This window comes from Nonomuraea sp. CA-143628 (genome assembly GCF_050942315.1).
GTDB lineage: Bacteria > Actinomycetota > Actinomycetes > Streptosporangiales > Streptosporangiaceae > Nonomuraea.
This window is the reverse complement of sequence record NZ_CP192072.1, coordinates 6664729-6683788: the sequence shown is the minus strand read 5'-3', so window position 1 is coordinate 6683788 and position 19060 is coordinate 6664729. Positions and strand designations below refer to the sequence as shown.

General features: G+C 69.4%; 14 protein-coding genes. 4 read left to right on the top strand and 10 right to left on the bottom strand.

Going from position 1 to position 19060, the window contains the following annotated elements:
• Window positions 1–249 precede the first annotated feature (249 nt).
• Window positions 250–1521: an FAD-binding protein gene (locus tag ACQP2T_RS30565; RefSeq protein ID WP_433519508.1), complete on the bottom strand. Its 1272-nt coding sequence runs from the start codon at window positions 1519–1521 to the stop codon at window positions 250–252.
• Window positions 1522–1995: 474 nt separating this feature from the next.
• Between ACQP2T_RS30565 and ACQP2T_RS30560 the strand changes: the two genes are divergently transcribed.
• Together ACQP2T_RS30560 and ACQP2T_RS30555 are read left to right on the top strand one after the other, a co-directional pair.
• Window positions 1996–3306: a ricin-type beta-trefoil lectin domain protein gene (locus ACQP2T_RS30560; protein ID WP_433519850.1), complete on the top strand. Its 1311-nt coding sequence runs from the start codon at window positions 1996–1998 to the stop codon at window positions 3304–3306.
• Window positions 3306–5441: an RICIN domain-containing protein gene (locus ACQP2T_RS30555; protein ID WP_433519507.1), complete on the top strand. Its 2136-nt coding sequence runs from the start codon at window positions 3306–3308 to the stop codon at window positions 5439–5441. The genes ACQP2T_RS30560 and ACQP2T_RS30555 overlap by 1 nt, the downstream gene beginning before the upstream one ends.
• Window positions 5442–5530: 89 nt before the next feature.
• Here ACQP2T_RS30555 and ACQP2T_RS30550 read toward each other — a convergent pair whose 3' ends face one another.
• Genes ACQP2T_RS30550 through ACQP2T_RS30535 form a run of 4 tightly spaced genes read right to left on the bottom strand, consistent with a single transcriptional unit; the run spans window position 5531 to window position 10473 of the window.
• A complete protein-coding gene (locus tag ACQP2T_RS30550) occupies window positions 5531–7465 on the bottom strand; it encodes a beta-galactosidase (RefSeq protein ID WP_433519506.1) in 1935 nt (644 codons plus the stop codon).
• A gap of 11 nt (window positions 7466–7476) precedes the next feature.
• Window positions 7477–8310 (bottom strand): carbohydrate ABC transporter permease, encoded by an 834-nt coding sequence (locus tag ACQP2T_RS30545; protein ID WP_433519505.1) that lies wholly within the window; start codon window positions 8308–8310, stop codon window positions 7477–7479.
• Window positions 8307–9263, bottom strand: a complete 957-nt coding sequence (locus tag ACQP2T_RS30540; RefSeq protein ID WP_433519504.1) for a carbohydrate ABC transporter permease — start codon at window positions 9261–9263, stop codon at window positions 8307–8309. The genes ACQP2T_RS30545 and ACQP2T_RS30540 overlap by 4 nt, the downstream gene beginning before the upstream one ends.
• A gap of 1 nt (window position 9264) precedes the next feature.
• Window positions 9265–10473 (bottom strand): ABC transporter substrate-binding protein, encoded by a 1209-nt coding sequence (locus tag ACQP2T_RS30535; RefSeq protein ID WP_433519503.1) that lies wholly within the window; start codon window positions 10471–10473, stop codon window positions 9265–9267.
• 159 nt (window positions 10474–10632) lie between these two features.
• On the opposite strand from ACQP2T_RS30535, the gene ACQP2T_RS30530 reads away from it, so the two are divergent.
• Window positions 10633–11823: an ROK family protein gene (locus ACQP2T_RS30530; protein ID WP_433519502.1), complete on the top strand. Its 1191-nt coding sequence runs from the start codon at window positions 10633–10635 to the stop codon at window positions 11821–11823.
• Between the two features lie 149 nt (window positions 11824–11972).
• On the opposite strand, the gene ACQP2T_RS30525 is transcribed toward ACQP2T_RS30530, so the two are convergent.
• Window positions 11973–13406 carry an aldehyde dehydrogenase family protein gene (locus ACQP2T_RS30525; protein ID WP_433519501.1) on the bottom strand — a complete coding sequence of 478 codons (1434 nt, stop codon included), beginning with the start codon at window positions 13404–13406 and terminating at the stop codon, window positions 11973–11975.
• Between the two features lie 89 nt (window positions 13407–13495).
• Window positions 13496–14713 carry an ROK family transcriptional regulator gene (locus ACQP2T_RS30520; protein ID WP_433519500.1) on the bottom strand — a complete coding sequence of 406 codons (1218 nt, stop codon included), beginning with the start codon at window positions 14711–14713 and terminating at the stop codon, window positions 13496–13498.
• 40 nt (window positions 14714–14753) lie between these two features.
• Between ACQP2T_RS30520 and ACQP2T_RS30515 the strand changes: the two genes are divergently transcribed.
• The gene (locus ACQP2T_RS30515; RefSeq protein WP_433519499.1) at window positions 14754–15230 is read left to right on the top strand and encodes a Tn3 family transposase; all 477 of its coding nucleotides are present in this window, start codon (window positions 14754–14756) and stop codon (window positions 15228–15230) included.
• Between the two features lie 44 nt (window positions 15231–15274).
• Here ACQP2T_RS30515 and ACQP2T_RS30510 read toward each other — a convergent pair whose 3' ends face one another.
• From ACQP2T_RS30510 to ACQP2T_RS30500, 3 genes are all read right to left on the bottom strand, one after another.
• Window positions 15275–16786: an FAD-dependent monooxygenase gene (locus ACQP2T_RS30510; RefSeq protein WP_433519498.1), complete on the bottom strand. Its 1512-nt coding sequence runs from the start codon at window positions 16784–16786 to the stop codon at window positions 15275–15277.
• 161 nt (window positions 16787–16947) lie between these two features.
• Window positions 16948–17841 carry an RNA polymerase sigma factor SigJ gene (sigJ, locus tag ACQP2T_RS30505; RefSeq protein WP_433519497.1) on the bottom strand — a complete coding sequence of 298 codons (894 nt, stop codon included), beginning with the start codon at window positions 17839–17841 and terminating at the stop codon, window positions 16948–16950.
• Window positions 17838–19037, bottom strand: coding sequence for an NAD(P)/FAD-dependent oxidoreductase (locus ACQP2T_RS30500; RefSeq protein WP_433519496.1), 1200 nt, complete (start codon window positions 19035–19037; stop codon window positions 17838–17840). The genes sigJ and ACQP2T_RS30500 overlap by 4 nt, the downstream gene beginning before the upstream one ends.
• Window positions 19038–19060: the final 23 nt, after the last annotated feature.

The following is a 19060-nucleotide window of genomic DNA, read 5'->3' as shown; positions in this document are numbered from 1 at the left end:
TCGCCTCCACCCCCGCCGCCTCCAGCATCTGGGCGGCAAAAGGGGCATGTCGCGGGGACAAACCGGTGCTGGCCGCGCTGGCTACCCGGGGTAGTGGCTTTCCGTGATGTCGGCGGCAACAAGCCCGGCTCTCGGACAGCAGGTGCGCGCGGAAGGGCGAAGTAGGCCTGACTATGTCGGTATGGCCTGCCAAGATCGCGCCATGACAATCGATGCACTGACGCCGTTCCGTGTCCTGCTGGAACCGATCTATCCGAGCACCGGGTAGTTGGCGCGGAACACGTTGTGCGGGTCACGGGCCCGCTTGATCTCCCGCAGTCGCGCGAGCGCGCTGCCGGAGAAGGACTTGGCCGCCGTGTCACCGGGGGACAGCACGGTGTACGGCTTGCGGCCGCTGATGTATGCCTCCAGGTCGGCCACGACCTCGGCCTGCTTGGCGCGTGTCGCATCGGCCGCCTGCGGCAGGCCGAGACCCACCAGTCCGAGCAGGTACGGCTCAGCCACCGCGCCGCTCGCACCGGCCCCGCCGCCCGGCTCGGCGAGCGCCCCGCCCAGGTGCCTGATCTGCAGGTTGATGAGCGGCTGGACCGGCTTGGCCAGCAGGAGCTCCACCGCGTCCGCGTCCAGGCCGGTGAGCAGCTCCGCACGAGCGATGGACGGGACCGGGGCGGTCGGTTCGGCGGCGATGTCACCCAGGTCGGCAACCGGGACGACGCCGCGGCTGTCGGAGATCGCGCCCTCGATCTTGTCGATGCGCACCAGCAGGTCCTCCCCCTGAGCCACCCCACCCAGGTAGGCCAGATCCAGCGTCACCATCGGCGGCGCGCCGGGTGGCTGGAGCCGGTTGATCCAGACACTGAGTTCACGCGGCGCCTCGGCGGTGATCTCCAGGAACGCGTCGTACACCTCCCTGGTCCGGTGCTCCGGCCAGATCACGCGCCCGCCGTACAGGACTGGCACGGGATACAGCTCGAGTTCAAGGGCGGTCACCATCGCGAAGTCCCCGCCACCGCCGCGCAGCGCCCAGAACAGCTCGGGATCGGACTCGGCGCTCACCCGGCCCGGCTCGCCATCGGCGTCCACGATGTCGATAGCCCGCACACTGTCGGAGGCCAAGCCGTACTTGCGGCTGAACCAGCCGACCCCGCCGCCCAGGGTGTAGCCGGTCACGCTGACCCCCGGCGCGCTGCCGGACAGGCCGGTCAGACCCAGCGGACCGGCCGCCGCCAGCACCTGCCCCCACTTCACGCCCGCGCCCACCCGGACCACGCGCTCCTGCGCGCGTACCTCCACCTCGTTCAGCAGGCCGGTACGCAGCAGGATCAGGCCTTCCACATCACCCGAGGCGCCATGCCCGCTCGGCTGCGCGGTCACCGTCATCCCCGCCCGCCGCGCGTAACGCACGAGCGCCGCCACGTCATCGGCATCCGCGGCCTCCACCACGGCCGCCAGCGGCTGCCTGACGGTCAGATTCCACGCGGTGGCCGCCTGTTCAAAGCCGTCGTCATCGGGCAGGAGCACGTCGCTCAGGCCGCCACCATCGCCAACCGGTGGAACGCACCTCATTGGGCCGCCGAGGCCCGATCGCGAACGACCACCTAGCCACTGCCCATGGCGGCGCACATCTGTGACACAGAATCTCTATCACCGCGTTCCGACAACCGGACAGCGATTTTCACACCCGCCATCGCGGGCCGGACCCTCGCCACCGCGGAGAAACGCCCTCGACTCCGAGATCGGCCCCGCGCTCGTCAGGCGACGCGAGGGCGGCTGAGCACCCACGTCGGCTTGTTTTCGCCACCTGTTCCAAGGACCGTACGAGGATGCGTCAAACCTTAAACTAAGTCTTGACGCTCTGATGAGGTCACCGTAAGGTCACGGCAGCGGATTTCTCTTATCCATGGTGCTCACCCACGCCGGCGGCCAGCCACCGGCGTACACCCCCCACAGAAAGTGACACCCATGAAAAGACGAGGAATCATCCTTGCCTCTGTGATGGCGTTAGCCGTGACGGGCCTCGCTCTCCCGGCCTCGGCCGCCACCGGCCAGATCACCGGCTACGGCGGCAAGTGCGTCGACGTCGCCGGCGCCAACAGCGCCAACGGCACCCAGGTCCAGCTCTGGACCTGCAACGGCACCACCGCCCAGTCGTGGACCACGCAGTCCGACGGCACGATCCGCGCGCTCGGCAAGTGCCTGGACGTGGCGGGCGCGAGCAGCGCCAACGGCACCAAGGTGCAGATCTACGACTGCAACGGCACCGCCGCCCAGCAGTGGACGTCCGCCTCCGACGGCACCCTGCGAGCGCTCGGCAAGTGCCTGGACGCCACCGACGCCGGCTCGGCCGACGGTACGCCCCTGCAGATCTGGAGCTGCGGCACCGGCGCCAACCAGAAGTGGACGCCGCCCTCCGGCAACGGCACCCCCAATTCCGGCAAACTGCCCGGCGCCCCGTACCTCTACATGGGGTGGGGCAGTCCGCCCAACCCGGGCACGGTCATGGACGCGACCGGCGTGAAGTCCTTCACGATGGCCTTCATCCTGTCCGGCGGCGGCTGCACGCCACGCTGGGACGGCTCGCGTGCGCTGACCGGCGGCGCCGATCAGCAGGCGATCAACACGATCAAGTCCAAGGGCGGCAGCGTCCAGATCTCCTTCGGCGGCTGGTCGGGCAACAAGCTCGGCCCCAACTGCGGTACGCCTGAGGCGTACGCGGGCGCCGTGCAGCAGGTCATCAACGCCCTGGGCCCTGCGGCCGTCGACTTCGACATCGAGAACACCGACGAGTACGAGAACTACACCGTCCAGGACCGCATACTCAACGGCCTGAAGATCGTCAAGGCGAACAACCCGAACGTCAAGGTGGTCGTCACCTTCGGCACCTCCACCAGCGGCCCGGCCGGCGCGGGCACCCGGCTGATCAACCGGTCGAAGGAGCTCGGCGTCCCGATCGACAACTACACGATCATGCCGTTCGACTTCGGGGGCGGGTCCAACATGTACCAGAGCACGGTCAACGCGGCCGAAGGGCTGAAGAACGCGCTGAAGTCGGCGTTCGGCTGGTCGGACGCCCAGGCGTACGCGCACATGGGCATCTCCGGCATGAACGGCCTGTCCGACCAGTCGGAGGTCACCTCGGTCGCCACCTGGACCCAGATCCGCGACTACGCCAACTCCCATGGCCTGACCAGGCTCGCCTTCTGGTCGGTCAACCGCGACCGCCCCTGCTCCGGAGGGCTGTCCGAGACCTGCAGCGGAGTCTCCCAGAACGCCTGGGACTTCACCAGGCTGACGGCGGGGTTCTGATGCGTGCTCTCATGGTCCTCGTGCTGATCGCGGCCGGGTTCGTCCTCATGCCGGCCGCGCAGGCAGCCGTCCCCACCGGCCTGACCACCGTGGTCGCCAAGCACAGCGGCAAGTGCGTCGACGCCCGCTCCGCCGCCACCGCCAACGGCACCGCCGTCCAGCAGTACGCGTGCAACGCCAGCGGCGCGCAGCTCTGGCAGTTCCAGCCCACCAGCGGCGGCTACTACCAGGTCAACAGCTCGCTCAACACCGCCCAGTCCTGGGACGTGACCGGAGTCTCGACCGCTGACAGCGCACCGGTCCAGCTGTGGGCCTACGGCGGCGGCAACAACCAGCAGTGGCAGCCGGTGGAGGAATCCGGAGGCACGTACCACCTGGTCAACAGGAACAGCGGCAAGTGCCTCGACGTACCGGGCGCCTCCACGGCCGACAGCGTGCAACTGCAGCAGTACACCTGCAACGGCACGGCGGCGCAGTCGTTCACCCTGTCGGGCGGCGGCGGTGGCCCCAATCCCGACCTGGGGCCGAACGTGCGCGTCTTCGACCCGTCGATGCCCGCGTCCACGATCCAGTCGCAGCTCAACTCGGTGTTCAGCCAGCAGGAGTCCAACCAGTTCGGGTCCAACCGGTACGCGCTGCTGTTCAAGCCGGGGAGCTACAGCGTGGACGTCAACGTCGGCTTCTACACCCAGGTCCTCGGCCTGGGACAGACGCCGGACGCGGTGACGATCAACGGGGCCGTGCACGCCGAGGCCGACTGGTTCAACGGCAACGCCACACAGAACTTCTGGCGCTCCGCCGAGAACCTCTCGGTCACCCCGGCGGGCGGCACGGACCGGTGGGCGGTCTCGCAGGCGGCGCCGTACCGGCGCATGCATGTGCGCGGAAACCTGCAGTTGGACGACGGCGGCTGGTCGAGCGGCGGGTGGATCTCCGACTCGCGGATCGACGGTCAGGTCAGGTCCGGGTCGCAACAGCAGTGGATCTCCCGCAACTCGGCCTTCGGGTCCTGGAGCGGGTCGAACTGGAACATGACCTTCGTCGGGGTGTCCGGCGCGCCGGGCAACACCTTCCCCAGCCCGCCGTACACGACAGTGGGGCAGGCGCCGGTGGTACGGGAGAAGCCGTTCCTCTACATCGACGCGGCGGGGGCCTACCAGGTGTTCGTGCCCGCGCTGAAGTCGAACTCCACCGGGGTGTCGTGGCCGGGTGCGGGCACGTCGCTGCCGATCGATCAGTTCTTCGTCGTCAAGCCGGGCAACACCGCCGGCGACATCAACGCGGCGCTGGCGGCGGGCAAGAACCTGCTGGTCACGCCGGGCGTCTACCACCTGAACGACACGATCAGGGTCACCAGGGCCGACACCGTGGTGCTCGGTCTCGGGTTGGCGACGTTCGTACCCGACAACGGCGTCACGGCGATGACCGTCGCCGACGTGGACGGCGTCAAGATCGCCGGGCTGCTGATCGACGCCGGGACCACGAACTCGGCGACGCTCATGCAGGTCGGCCCGGCGGGCTCGGCGGCCTCACACGCGGCCAACCCCACTTCACTGCACGACGTCTTCTTCCGCGTCGGTGGCGCCGGGGTGGGCAAGGCGTCACAGAGCCTGGTGATCAACAGTGACGACGTGATCGGTGACCACACCTGGATCTGGCGGGCCGACCACGGCAGCGGCGTCGGGTGGAACACCAACACGACCGTCAACGGGCTCGTCGTCAACGGCGACAACGTGACGTTCTACGGGCTGTTCGTCGAGCACTACCACCAGTACCAGGTCATCTGGAACGGCAACGGCGGGCGGACATACTTCTTCCAGAACGAGATGCCCTACGATCCGCCCAACCAGGCGTCCTGGATGAACGGCTCCACCCGGGGCTGGGCCGCCTACAAGGTTGCCGGTTCGGTCACCTCACACGAGGCCTGGGGGCTGGGCAGCTACTGCTACTTCAGCGCCAACCCCGCGGTGGTGGCGGACCGGGCCTTCGAGGTGCCGAACACGCCGGGGGTCCGCTTCCACCACATGGTGACGGTCTCCCTGGGCGGCACCGGAACCATCGCCCACGTCATCAATTCCACGGGCGGCCCAAGCAACTCCTCAACAAACGTCGCAAACCTCACCGAATACCCATAACCCACCAACGCGCCCTCCCCCTTTACCGAAAGGGGGAGGACGCGCCCGCGTCGGCTGAGGTACAGGGCGCTGGTCCCTTCGGCAGTTGGTCAGACACCGCCGGTCATGATCAGGTCTCCCGGTCCCGCTGTGACGACGCTCTCGCCGTTCAAGGACACGCGGGCGGCGACCGCGGAGGACAGGTACTCGTTGACGCCCTTCACCACCAGGTCGCCCAGGTGGCCGCCGGCCAGCCGCAGCACGGCGGCGCCGCCGTCCGCCGCGACGATCTCGACGGTCCCGTACGGGGTCCGCACGCCGACCGGGCCCGTGTTGCCGGTCTGGACGAGCACGATGAGGTAGTGGACGTCCAGCTCGGGATGGCTGCGCAGGAACGCGTCGGCGGCGCCGTACAGGACGAAGCCGTCGCCGAGATCCGGGGCGGCCGACGGGGTGATCAGGGCGTACGGCGCGAGGTTCTCGTCCTGCGTGGGCACGGGCCCGTCCACCAGCACACGGCCGCCGCCGGCGGCGTACTCGGCGAGCAGCCGCTGCACGCTCCGGTGCATGAAGGGCCCGCCCGGCACGGTGACGGAGCGGTAGGCGGCCAACTCCCCGGCGCTCGCGCGCTCCAGGTCGACCAGCGCGTAGTCCAGGCCGCGCTCGCGCATCCGCTCGTGGAAGGCCCGCAGTGCTCGGCCGCACCCGGGCCCGTCGGGGCCTGACAGCGCCGCGATCCCGGCGTACGGCAGGTAGAGCCCGAACGCGTCCAGTGCCGTGCCTGCACACTCCAGGAACTCCTGCCCGTGCGCGGCGAAGAAGTCCGCCAGCGCCCGCACCACGGGCGCCTTGCCGGTGGCGGCGCCGTCCGCGTCGATCGGCGCGCAGTCCGGGTACGGCCCTTCGTGCGCCGCGTCGAGGTCCGGGGCCCAGCCCGAGGTGGACACCCCGGTGTAGACGTTGAAGCCGGTCGCTCCCGCTGCCATGGCCAGCAGCGACTGGTGGAAGCTGGTCGCCCCGTCTATGTAGGCCGGTTCGTAGAGCCGGGAGAAGCCCCAGTTCTCCTCCATGTTCGGCCCGGGGGCGCGCTTGGCGGCGATCACGTAACGGGCCTGGGCGTCGCGGTCCGCGGAGACGACGCCCATCCAGTTGGTGAAGCCGTACGAGATGCCGCCCCACAGTTCCGGCCTGACCCTGGCCAGCCAGTCGTCCAACTCGGGCACGGTCGGCGGGTTCAGGTTGACGACGACGGGCAGGTCGGAGCCGACGGCCTGGGCCCAGACGCGGTAGACCTCGGCCATGTACTCGGCGTGGAAGCGGCCCCAGTCGGCCTGGGCGAGCATCCCGCCCGCCCCGGTGGGCGGCTCGATCTCGGTCCAGTCCCGGTACGCCGTCTTGTGCGCCATGTTGTACGCCTCCAGCCTCCCGTACCAGGAGCGCAGCAGATCGCGGAAGAACGCGAGCCCGGACGGGCTGTAGTCGTAGGCGGTGAGCGGCAGCGCCCCGCTGGTGTAGATGCCCTCGTTCGCGATCTGCAGCGCGACCACCGGGCCCCCGGTGGCCGGCAGGGGGGCCAGCACCTCCTTGCCCACGGCGGCGAGCCACTGGGTGGTCCGGGTCAGGAACGCGGCGCCCAGAGGCGAGGGCAGCGGCCGGGAGACGGACCCGTCCCACCAGCGCGACGGGTTCCCCTCGGCGTCGAGCAGCGGCTCGATCGAGGGGTCCGCGTCCGGGCAGACCCAGTCGGGCAGCCCACCGTAGCCCACCTCGGCGTGGATGAACGGGCCAGGCTTGGCGATCACCCGCAGCCCCAGCTCGGCGCAGAGCGCCAGGAAGCCGACGACGTCCCTGGCCGGATGGGTGGCGCCGGTGAAGTCGGGAGCTATGCCCGGCTCCGGCTGGTGGTGCCGCCAGGGCAGGTAGCTGGTGATCACGTCGATGCCGAGCTCGTCCCGCACGGCCCGCAGCCGGTCGGCCCATACGGCCGGATCGTCACGGTAGTAGGGGTAGTCGGCGGTAACGAGCACCTGCCCGTCGATGAGCACGTCGGTTCTCCTCAAGCTTTCAATCCGGTGAACGCGATGCCCTGCAGGATGCGGCGCTGGAACACGATCAGCACCGCGATGACCGGCAGGACGGCGAGCGTGGCGCCCGCCATGATGTAGTACGCCCGCCCGCCGTCGGGGCTGGCGACGAGTTGCTGCAGCGCGAGCGGCAGCGTGTACAGCTCGGGGTCGTTGGTCACGACCAGCGGCCAGACCAGGTCGTTCCAGTGGAACAGGAAGCTGGTGATCGTGACGACCGCCAGCACCGGCTTCGACAGCGGCAGCACGATCCGCCAGAAGATCTGCATGCGGCCCGCGCCGTCGATGAGCGCGGCCTCCTCCAGCTCGGCCGGGATCGACAGGAAGAACTGCCGCAGCAGGAAGATGTCCAGGACGGAGGCGATGTTCGGGACGATGAGCCCCCATCCGGAGTCGAACATGCCGAGCGCCTGCGTGATGTGGATACGCGGCACGAGCAGCGTGATCGCGGGCACCATCATGCCGCCCAGCATGATCACGAACAGCTTGTCGCGGCCCGGGAACGGGATCCGCGCGAACGCGTACGCGGCCAGCGCGTCCACCAGCAGCTTGGCCGGCACCAGGATGGCGCAGACCCAGACGCTGTTGACGAACGCGTTGCCGAGCCCGCCGACGTTCAGCACGTAGTCGTAGCTGTCCAGCGTCGCCGCCCACTCGCCGGTCTTCTTGTCCAGCGGCAGCAGGCTCGGCACCTTGTTGTAGATGTCCTGCCCGTGCTTGACCGAGGTGGCCAGCATCCACAGGAACGGCACCACCGACACGGCCGCCAGCAGCACCAGCGCCACGTAAATGGGGGCCTTTCTCATGCCGCCTCCTGCTTGACGAATCTGAACTGCAGAGCGGTCACGATCATGATGAAGACGAGCAGAATGAACGACATCGCGCAGGCGGCACCCATCGCGTCGTAGCGGAACGCGAACAGGTAGAGGTGCAGCACATACGTCAGGCCCGACTGCTCGGGGCCGCCGGTGACGCTGCGCCCGTTCCCCGAGAAGATCACGTACACCAGGCCGAACACCTGCAGCGCCGCGATCACGCCCGTCACCAGCAGGTAGAAGGTCGTGGGCCGCAGCATGGGGAAGGTGACCCGCCAGAACCGCTGCCAGGGGCCGGCTCCGTCGATGATCGCCGCCTCCGTGATCGCGCCCGGGATGCCTTTGAGTCCCGCCAGATAGATGATCATCGAGATGCCGCACTGCCAGGCCGCGATGAACGCCAGCGCAGGGATAACCAGTTCGGGGGTGTTGAGCCAGTTCTGCCCGGGGATGCCGAAGAGGCCGAGCACGGAGTTGATCAGGCCGTACTGCGGGTCGTAGAGCCAGCGCCAGATGGCGCCGACCGCCGCCTCGGCCGTGACGACCGGCAGGAACAGCAGCAGCCTGAACACGTTCGCGCCGCCTCTGATCGCGTTCAGCAGCAGCGCCTGCACCAGTGCCGAGATCATGGTCAGGGGGACGGCGATCAGCGTGTACTGCAGCGTGACCCGGACCGACTTCCAGAAGTGCGGGAACTTGACGTCGTCGAAGAGCAGGTCCGCGTAGTTGGCCAGGCCCACCCAGTTGGCGTCGGAGCGCAGGTTCCAGTCGGTGAAGCTGTAGTACAGGGCGGACAGCGCCGGATAGAGCAGAAAAACCAGGAAATAGGCGAGCGCCGGGGCGACCAGGAACCAGCCGATGAGCCGGTCGCGGCGGCGTGCCGACGGCCGCCGCCGCGGGGACCTGATCGCCACCTGCGCTTCCGCCAGTGCGGGAGCGGCCACGTCAGCCGTTCCAGCCCAGCAGAGTGCGCGTCTTGGCCGCAGCGTCCGTCAGCGCCTGCTGGGCCGTGACCTTGCCGGTCAGCGCCGACTCGATCGCCGGGGCGATGATCTCGTCATTGACCTGGATCCACTGCGGCACGGCCGGTCGCGCGTGCGCCACCTTGAGCTGCTCGAGGAACGCCGCCTGCTCCGGACCGCCCGCGACGACCTGCGCCTTGAGGTGGACGGGGAAGCCGCCGAACGCGTCGGCCACCGCGCCGTTGCTGGTCTCGCTCGCCAGGAACGCCAGCCACTTCCACGCCAGATCGGCGTTCTTGCTGGAGGAGAAGACCACGGAGTCCTCGCCACCGATGTTGCCGGCCGGCTCGGTCTTGTACGGCAGCGGCGCCACGCCGAAGTCGAGGTCGGGGAACTGCTCGTGGATCGTCGGCACGTCCCACGGCCCGGAGATCGTCATGGCGGCCAGGCCGTTCTCGAACGGCTTGTCCGAGTCGGTGATCTGGCGCGGTGAGGACTTCTGCAGGTCCACCCAGAGCTGCAGCGCCTCCACCGCCGGCTGCTGGTCGAACAGCACCTTCTTGCCCGCGTCGTCCACCATCTGGCCGCCCGCCCCGTGCACGATGCCGGGGAACATCCAGGCGCCGTATCCGTCGCCCTTGGGGACGTTCATGCCGGCCACCTTGGCGTCGGCGGCGTGCACGCGCTCGGCCGTCTGCTTCAGCTCGTCCCAGGTCTTGGGCGGCGTCGGGACGAGCTTCTTGTTGTAGAAGAGCGCGACCGTGGTCTGGTCCTGCGGCAGGCCGTAGAGCTTGCCGGCCGTGCGGTTGGTGTCGAGCGCGCCCTTGTAGAAGGCGGCCTCGTCGATCAGGCCCGCGGGCACCTCCTTGATCGTGCCGTCCAGGGCGTACTTGGACACCAGGGGCTGGTCGAGAATGCCCGCGTCCGGCGCGCTCTTGCTGGCCACGGCGCTGCCGAGCTTGGTGTTGTAGTCGTCCTTGGGGATCTTGACCAACTTCACCGTGACACCGGGGTTGGCCTTCTCGAAGTCCTTGCGGATCTTCTCCATGACCTGCCCGGCCTGGGGGGTGCGGTCCTGGTACATCCAGAACGTCAGCGTCTTCTCCGCGGAGTCGCCGCCACCGCCGCCGCAGGCGGCCAGCCCGGCCGCCAGCATCGCCACCAAGGCGCCACGCATAAGTCCTCGGCTCATTGCCATCTCCTCGTTCGGGGGGATTGGCCAGACCATAATCTAAGACGCGAAGAAAGTCAGGGATCCCTCGGAAACGCTTCGGTAACAGCGGGTTCAGGCGATTTCAGTCTGTGAACTAACATGGGCCCGGGCGATCCGGGGAGAGGGGCGGGGACGAAAATGGGCACGTCAGAACGCAGGACCGTACGGGATCTCCGCAGGGGTAACCGGGCGATGCTCCTGCGCGCGCTCTACTTCGGCGGCCCCGCCAGCCGCAACGAGCTGTCGTCCGCGACCGGGCTGAGCGCGGCCACCGTCAGCACCATGACCGGCGACCTGCTCTCCGAGAACGTCATCGTCGAGGCCGGCCAGGTCGACTCCGATGGAGGCAGGCCCCGCGCACTGCTCAAGGTCAACCCCGCCTACGGGTACGCCGTCGGCGTCGACGTGGGGGAAACCCAGGTCAGCGTCGAGCTGTTCGACCTGGACATGACCAAGCGCGCCAGGGCCCACTACGCGGTCCGCTCGGCCAGGCACGACCCCGAACTGGTCGCCCGGCACATCCTGGCCGGCGTCGACACCGTGATCGCAGAGGGCGACGTGCCCGCCGATCGGGTGCTCGGCGTGGGCGTGGGTGTCCCCGGCATCGTCGAGCCGGGCCCGGACGCGCTGGTGCGCGCCAAGACGTTCGGCTGGCAGGCGGTGCCGCTGGGAGCGCTCCTACGAGCGGGCACGTCGCTGCCGCTCTTCGTGGACAACGGCGCCAAGACCATGGGACAGGCCGAGCTCTGGTTCGGGTCCGGCAAGGGCACCCGCGACGCGATCATCGTGCTGATGGGCTCGGGCGTCGGCGGCACGATCGTGACCGACGGCCGCATCTACCGGGGCTCGGGCAAGGCCGCCGGCGAGGTGGGCCACATGAAGCTCGTCGCGGGCGGGAGGGCCTGCCGATGCGGGGCGCGCGGCTGCCTGGAGGCGTACCTCGGGGCCGAGGCGATACTCGAGCGCGCGGGCGTCGAGGCCGACTCCGCCGACGAGGAGACCGCGCTGGCCCGGCTGATCGACGAGGGCTCCCCGGTCATCGCCGAGAGCGTCGAGCTGCTGGGCGTGAGCCTGTCGAGCCTGGTGCACCTGTTCAACCCCGAGCGCATCGTCATCGGCGGCTGGGCTGGGCTCATGCTGGGCGGCCGGCTGCTGGCGGAGATCAGGGCGGCCACCGCCGCGAACACGCAGGCGCAGCCGTTCGAGCCTTCGACGGTCGTGCTCGGCCGCCTTGGCGCCGACGCCGTGGCGCTCGGCGCGGCGACGCTGGTGATCGAGCCGTTCTTCACGGACGCCGCGCCTCACCGAGCCGTCAGCACTATTGCTTAGGAGTTAAATCAAGCATTGACATAAGTGCGGGCTGATCCTGATCGCGAAACCCGCCTCTGTCAGCGTCGGCAGGAACAACTCGGTCGTCTCGGCCGGGACGTGCCCCTCCCAGCCGCCACGGACGACGAGCGCCCTGCGTCCGGCGGCGCTCACACCCGGCCCATCGGGTCGGCGGTCCACCCCGGGAGGGCGATCGGCGTGCGCTGCACGCCGATCCACTGGCGGCGGGTGAAGCCAGGCATCTGGTTCTCGGCGCCGTGCCGGGCGTGCGCGTCGTTTACGTGCACCTCCCCCGCCCGCAACCGCTCCGCGACCCGCATGCCGCGCATGAGGTCGGCCGTGAAGACGGAGTTCATCAGCATCGGGTAGCCGTTCGTCAGGGCGACGGCCTCCTCCTCGTCGTCCACCACGGTGACGGGAATGACCGGGCCGAAGATCTCCTCGGCGAACGCCGGCATCTCCGGTGTCACCCCGGTCAGCACGGTCGGCCGGTAGAAGAGGCCCTCGTACGTGCCGCCTGTGACGAGCTCGGCTCCCATCGCGACCGAGGGCTCCACGATCTCGTGGTGCACCCGGTCCCGCTGCCCCATACTGATCAGCGGCCCGAGCTCGACCTCGCCGCTCATCGGGTCGCCCACCCGCAGGGCTTCGACCCGCCGGGTCACGGCCGCGACGTACGCCTCGGCGACGTCCCGTACGACGATGTGGCGGCTGGAGCTGATGCACGTCTGCCCCTGGAACTCCAGGGAGGCGATCATCGCGTGCGACGCGGCCAGCTCCACGTCGGCGTCGTCGAGGACGAGGAACGCGTTGTCGCCGCCGAGCTCCAGGCGGATCGGGCGCAGGCCGGGCGCCGCCGCGGCGGCGATGGCCAGGCCCACCGGGCGCGAGCCGGTGAAGTCCACCAGGTCGAGGCCCGGGTGGGTGGCGAGTGCCCATCCGGCCTCGGGGCCGTCCCCGGTCACCACGTTGAACACGCCGGGCGGCAGGCCCACATGGTCGGCCGCCTCGGCGAGTACCTGTCCTCCGATGATCGGCGACAGCTCGGCGGGCTTGAGCACGATCGTGTTGCCGAAGGCCAGCCCGGGCGCCACCGCGCGCATCGCCAGGTTGAGGGGGTAGTTCCACGGCGTGATCACGCCGAGCACGCCGAGCGGGACCGCCCGCGACAGCGACAGCTTTCCGGCCTTGTACGGCGGAAGGATCTCGCCCGCGTTCTCGGTCGCCTGAACGGCGGAGATGTCGAGCTGGCGGATGCCCGTCGACACCTCATCCTCGCCCTTGGCCCGCACGCCTCCCGTCTCCCGCATGCTCAGCGTGACGAGCTCTTCGTAGTGTGTGCGCAGGTAGTCGGCCATCTTCTTCAGGTACGCGGCCCGTTCCGGGGCGGCGAGGCCGGCCCATCCCGGCTGGGCCGCGCGTGCCGCGGCGACCGCCAGCTCGATGTCCCGCTGGTCTCCGAGGGCGTAGCCGCCGATGCGGGCGCCGGTGGCCTTCTCCCCCACGTCGCCCACCTGGCCGGACGCGGACGGTCGCCAGGCTCCGTCGATGTAGAGCCGGCTGTCGGCTGGGCGAGACGTCATCCGCACTCCGAGGGATCTCCGGTGGCGCACGGCGCCACGGTCATGGATACTTAATCCATGACTTAAGTTAAGTCCCTACGGCAATTCGGTCAACGGGGCTGTGGGTCGCGGGCTCCTTTGGGCGGGAAGCCGCCGTTGATGAAAACTTGCATCACCGGCAGCGTGGCCGCCCCCATGGCCACCGCCTCCGGGCCGAGCTCGCCGAGCTTGATGCGCACCTGGCCGCGGAGGTAGGGAAGCGCGTGCCTACCGGCCGCGTCGCGGATGGCGGGCAAGATCGACAGTCCCAGCGTCGCGCCCGCCCAGCCGGCCAGCACCACGAGATCGGGACTGAGCAGGTTCACCAGGTTCGCGATGCCGATGCCCAGATATTTCGCGGTCCGGTCGAGGATCTCAGCCTCCGGGCCGGGTGCCGCCGCCCGGGTCACCAGCTCGGCCAGGCGCGTCTCGGTGTCCGCGGACTCGAAGGCCCGGGCCCCGGGCAGGGTCTGGTAGTCCTCGAGGATCGCCTCCGCGCCGACGTACGCCTCCAGGCACCCCCGCGAGCCGCACCGGCACGGCCGGCCGTCGACATTGATGACCGTGTGGCCCCACTCGCTGGTCATGCTGGTGGCGTCGCGGAGGGGATCGGCCGCAGTCGTGAACGCGGCCCCGACCCCGACGCCGATCAGCGCGACGACCGCCCGGCTCGACCCACGCCCCGCGCCCCGCCACATCTCGGCCTTGCCCAGCGTGCGGGCGCAGTTGTCGACGTACAAAGGGACGCCGACATCCCGGCGCAGCAAGTCGCCGAGAGGAGCGGCGGCCCAGCCGAGGGTCGGCGCGTAGACCAGCTCGTGGGCGGCCGCCGCCACCCCAGGAACACCGACGCCGACGCCCAGCAGCTCGGCCGGGTCCAGCCCCACCTCGGAGGTGACCTGGTCGATCCCGGCCACGACCAGCCGGGCCACCGCCTCCGGCTCCAGGCCGGTGCCGGCGACGGGATAGGTCGCCGTCGTGATCGTGTCCAGCGTGAAGTCGAAAAGGCCGATCTGAACGTGAGTCTCGCCTATGTCCACGCCGACGACCCGGCCGAAGTCGCCGCGTACACGGATCAGGGTGCGCGGCCGCCCACCGTCGGAACCGACCAGCCCGGCTTCCTCGACGACGCCGTCGTTGATCAGGTCCGAGACGACGTTGCTCACGGTGGCCGAGCTCAGTCCCGACTCCTTGATCAGGTCCTGGCGGCTGAGCGGCCCCTGGACGTACAGAGACGACAGCAGCGTCGAGCGGTTGTGGCGACGCAGGTCGCGTGTCGTCTGCTGCACCGCTCGTATCACAGTGTGGATTCTGCCAGAGGCGCACTTCGTGCTGGACGACTCCCTGGACATGGCCACCGATCTGCCCCTGTTCGAACACACGACAGATACCCACGGCGTCAACTTGATCAACTTTGCGCTGTTCGACCTGGTGGGCAAGCGGCTCTCGCCGCGCATCCGCGACCTCGGCAAGATCATTCTGATCCGGGATGACGCCCCGCCGCTGCGCCGTGACCTGCATTACGCCCAGCAGGGCGCCGTCACCAGGCCCGTCCTGGCCGATCAGACCGATCAGGCGTGGTGTTTGACCGTTTCGACCAATGCTGTCATCACCTGGACGACGGACTTCTTCGGCGTGATCACCGTGGGCGTGGATGCGGAGCTGGCCAAGACAGATGGCGGCCGTCACGGACGCGACTCTGTGATCGGGAAGTGGAATGTCCCCGTAGAGTCGTACAAGTTCGGCGGGCTGGGCGCAGCGGCAGCGCTAGAACGTCATGGGCTCGATCTGGTCGCAAGGACATAGGTCGAGGAGAGCTCAGATGAGCTGGCTGGGGCGGGATCTGCGCACTAATCCGGGGTTGGCGTGGCCCGCGGGGCGGGCCGGTGGTGTACAGGCGCACCGCGAAGGCCGGCCGGGCCGAGCCACGTCGTGAGGGCGGTCCGGAGAGCGTCCAGGTCTGGCTGCTCGCCGGCGCGGGTGACCCAGGCGACGTGTCCGTCGGGACGGATGAGTACGGCGTCCGCGCCGAGATCGGAGCCCTCGGCAGGACGTGCGCGGACGAGATCGACTCGGTCCGCCCAGCCGGTCACGACGGCGGCGAGCGGCGGGAGACCACCGAGATCCAGCAGAATCGCGCGGGCGCGGTGCAGCAGTTCGTAGACGCGACCGTGTTCGAGGTCGAGATCGGGCATCCGCAGGCCGAGGAGGTCGTCCGTCCCCTCCATCGGATACCTGATGTCGGTCGCCGTGATCATACCGGCCAGGCGCAGCCGTACCTCATCGATTCCGATGAGATCGTCCAGCACCTCGCGCAGTGCGGAGGTGTGATCGTCCACCCGCCAGAGGGCGGTCTGGGCGCGGGTGTTGTGCAGGACGCGGGCGGCGACCGGGTGGCGTTCTGCCTGGTAGGTGTCGAGCAACAGGTCCGAGGTCTGGCCGCGGACGACGGCGGCGAGCTTCCAGCCGAGGTTGACCGCGTCCTGCACGCCGGTGTTCAGGCCCTGACCGCCCGCCGGGAAGTGGATGTGCGCGGCGTCACCGGCCAGGAGAACCCGGCCCACGCGGTAACGCTCGGCCCGGCGCGCCGCGTCGCCGTGCCGGGAGAGCCAGCGCGGTGAGTGCATCCCGTAATCCGTCCCGGCGATCTTGAGCAATGACTTGCGGAGGGTCTCCAGGGTCATCGGTTCGTCCCGGCCGGCCACGTGATCGAACTCGTTGGTCAGCACCCGGTACCAGTCCGGACCGTACGACAGCACCGAGAATCTGCCGTGCTCGCGCCGCTCCTGGAAGATGTCGGCCGCGGGCGGCTCGGCGAGCTCGACGTCGCCGAGCATCGCGGTCATCGTGGCCGGGGTACCGGGGAAAGCGATGCCGGCGAGCCCCCGCACGGTGCTGCGGCCCCCGTCGCAGCCGACGAGGTAGTCCGCCCGGACGCGCGACCCGTCCGCGAGCTCCACCGTGACGCCCGTTTCGTCCTGGGTGAACCCCGTCACCTCGGCGTCGCGGCGCAGCCGTACCCCTAACTGCGCCGCGCGCTCCTCCAGCAGTCGTTCCACCTCGGCCTGCAAGATGAGCAGAGCGTACGGATATCGCGTCGCCATATCGGATAGGTCGAGACCGAGCCCGGAGAAGTGCACGTCCCGTCGCGGCCGTCCGCGCTCGAGGAACCCGTCGAGCAGACCCCGCTGATCGAGCATCTCCATCGTACGGATGTGCAGGCCTCCGGCCCGCGATTCCACCGTTCGAGGCTCCGGGAGCCGCTCGAGGACGAGCACATCGATCCCGGCGAGCCCCAGCTCGCACGCGAGCATCAGCCCGGTCGGCCCCGCCCCAGCGATCACTACCTGTGTCTCGGTCATGGTCAACTCCTTGAGTCGAATTGGTCAACACACGCAAAGGGGGGAAACGCGTTCGTCGATCGCCACAGGACGTGTCACCTGCCGCGCCGCATCTGCAGCGGCAACTCCGCTTGCGCCAGACATGCGCGATCGCGACCTGCCGCGCTGCGGCTTGCCGACTCCTATCGGCTGATCTGACGCGGAACCGTCAGCGCGAGGAGTTTGTCCGGGTTGCGGATGACGTAGAAGTTGATGATCTTCCCGTCGCCGACCTCGAACAGGCAGACGCCTGCCAGGTGATCGCCGTCGTAGGCGGCCATCGCGGGCGCGTTGTTGCAGTTGACCATCTCGATCCGCGAGTCCGGCAACCGCCCCACGCGGAACAGTTCCATGACAAGCACGGCCACTTTCTCCGCGCCCACCACCGGCTGACGCGCCGCGGTGACCTTGCCACCGCCGTCGGCGATCCACGTGGCGTCCGGCGCGAGCAGCGAGAGCAGCCCCTTCATGTCACCGGTCGCCGCCGCGGACATGAACTGCTCGGTGATCCGCGTGGTCGTCCCAGCGTCGACGGGGTCGAAACGTTTACGCCGCGCCTGTACGTGCCCGCGGGCGCGGTGCGCCATCTGGCGCGCCGTCACCACGGACTTACCCACCGCTGCGGCGATCTCGTCGTAGTCGAACCCGAACACCTCGCGCAGCACGAACACCGCGCGCTCATCGGGGGTGAGCGTTTCGAGCAGCACAAGCATCGCCATCGACACCGACTCGGCGAGCACCACATCGGCCGACGCGTCGTTCTCCTCCAGCAGCAGCGGCTCGGGCAGCCAGGAGCCGATGTACTCCTCGCGACGGCGCGTGCTCGCCCGCAAGGCGTTGAGCGCCTGACGGGTCACCAGCCGCGCCAGATACGACTTGGTGTCCCGTACTGTCGCGAGGTCCACGTTGGCCCACCGCAGATAGCTGTCCTGCAGCACGTCGTCGGATTCGGTCGCCGAGCCGAGTATCTCGTACACGATGGTGAACAGCAGCGGCCGCAACACGGTGAATCGCTCGGCATGCTCGTCGGCGCTCACGGGGAGGTGACCGCCCGCGCAGCGGAGGCCGGCTGTTCGGGGCGCGGGCCACCCTTGGGCCAGCCCATGGAACCGGGCTTGCCTGCCTCCAGACGGATCCTCTTCGACACCACGAACTTGCAGGTCACTTCCTTGATTATCGCGCCCATGCGGCCGGGGATGTAGATGTTCACCGCGCTGTCGTCCTTACCGGCGATCTGTCTGATGCCGGCGTGCCGGCCGAGGCTGACGCACGCGCCGGTGAAGGCCAGGTTGATCACCGCCGGTTCGGTCCCCGCGATGCGGCTCAGCACGGTGTCGGCGGCCTGCGCCCCGAGCGGCCCTGCGGCGTAGCCGCTCATCCGCAGCGGCTGGCCCGACGGTGCGGCGGCGTCGCCGGCCGCGACGATGCGGTCGTCGTCGATGCTGGTCAGCGTCTCGTCGGTGAGCAGCCGGCCGAGCGCGTCGGTGCGCAGCCCGCTCGCCGCCGCCAGCTCCGGCAGGCCGAAACCGGCCGTCCAGATGGTCAGTGCGCTCGGACGCACCACACTGTCGGCAGAACCGTCGGCCAGGACGACCGAGTCCGGCCGGACCTCGGTCACCGCGCCGCCCTCGAGCACGGCGACACCATGGCGGGTCAGCCATTTGGCGACGTATCGGCGCCCCCCTGCGCTCAGGTAGGGCGCCAGGGTCCGGCCACACACCAACGTGACCTCGCGCCCTCGTTCGGCCAGTTCGGCGGCCGTCTCGACCCCGGTCAATCCGCCGCCGACCACGGTGACCGGAGCCTCAAGGGGCAACTCCTCCAGCCTGGCGCGCAGCCGCTGCGCGGACTCCAATTCCGCGATGGACCAAGCGAATTCGGCCGCGCCTGGCACCGAGGGGACCGCGCCGGTGCTGCCGACGGCGTAGATGATGTAGTCATAGTCCAGCGCGCGGCCCGACGCCAGCCGCACGGTGCGGGCGGCGGTGTCAATGCTCGTCGCGCTGTCGACGACCAGTTGGATGCCCTCGCCGAGCAGCGTGCCGTAGTCAATCGTGGCGTCGCCGGTACGGGCCACGAACTGGTGCAGCCGGATGCGTTCGACGAACTCCGGGCGCGGATTGACCAGAGTGATGTCGACGTCGTCGCGCTTGCGCAGACGGTTGGCCGCCAGCGTTCCGGCGTAACCGCCACCGATGATCACGACCTTGTGGGATGTGCTGTGTTCGATCATGCCCTCAAGACACCGAGGATCGC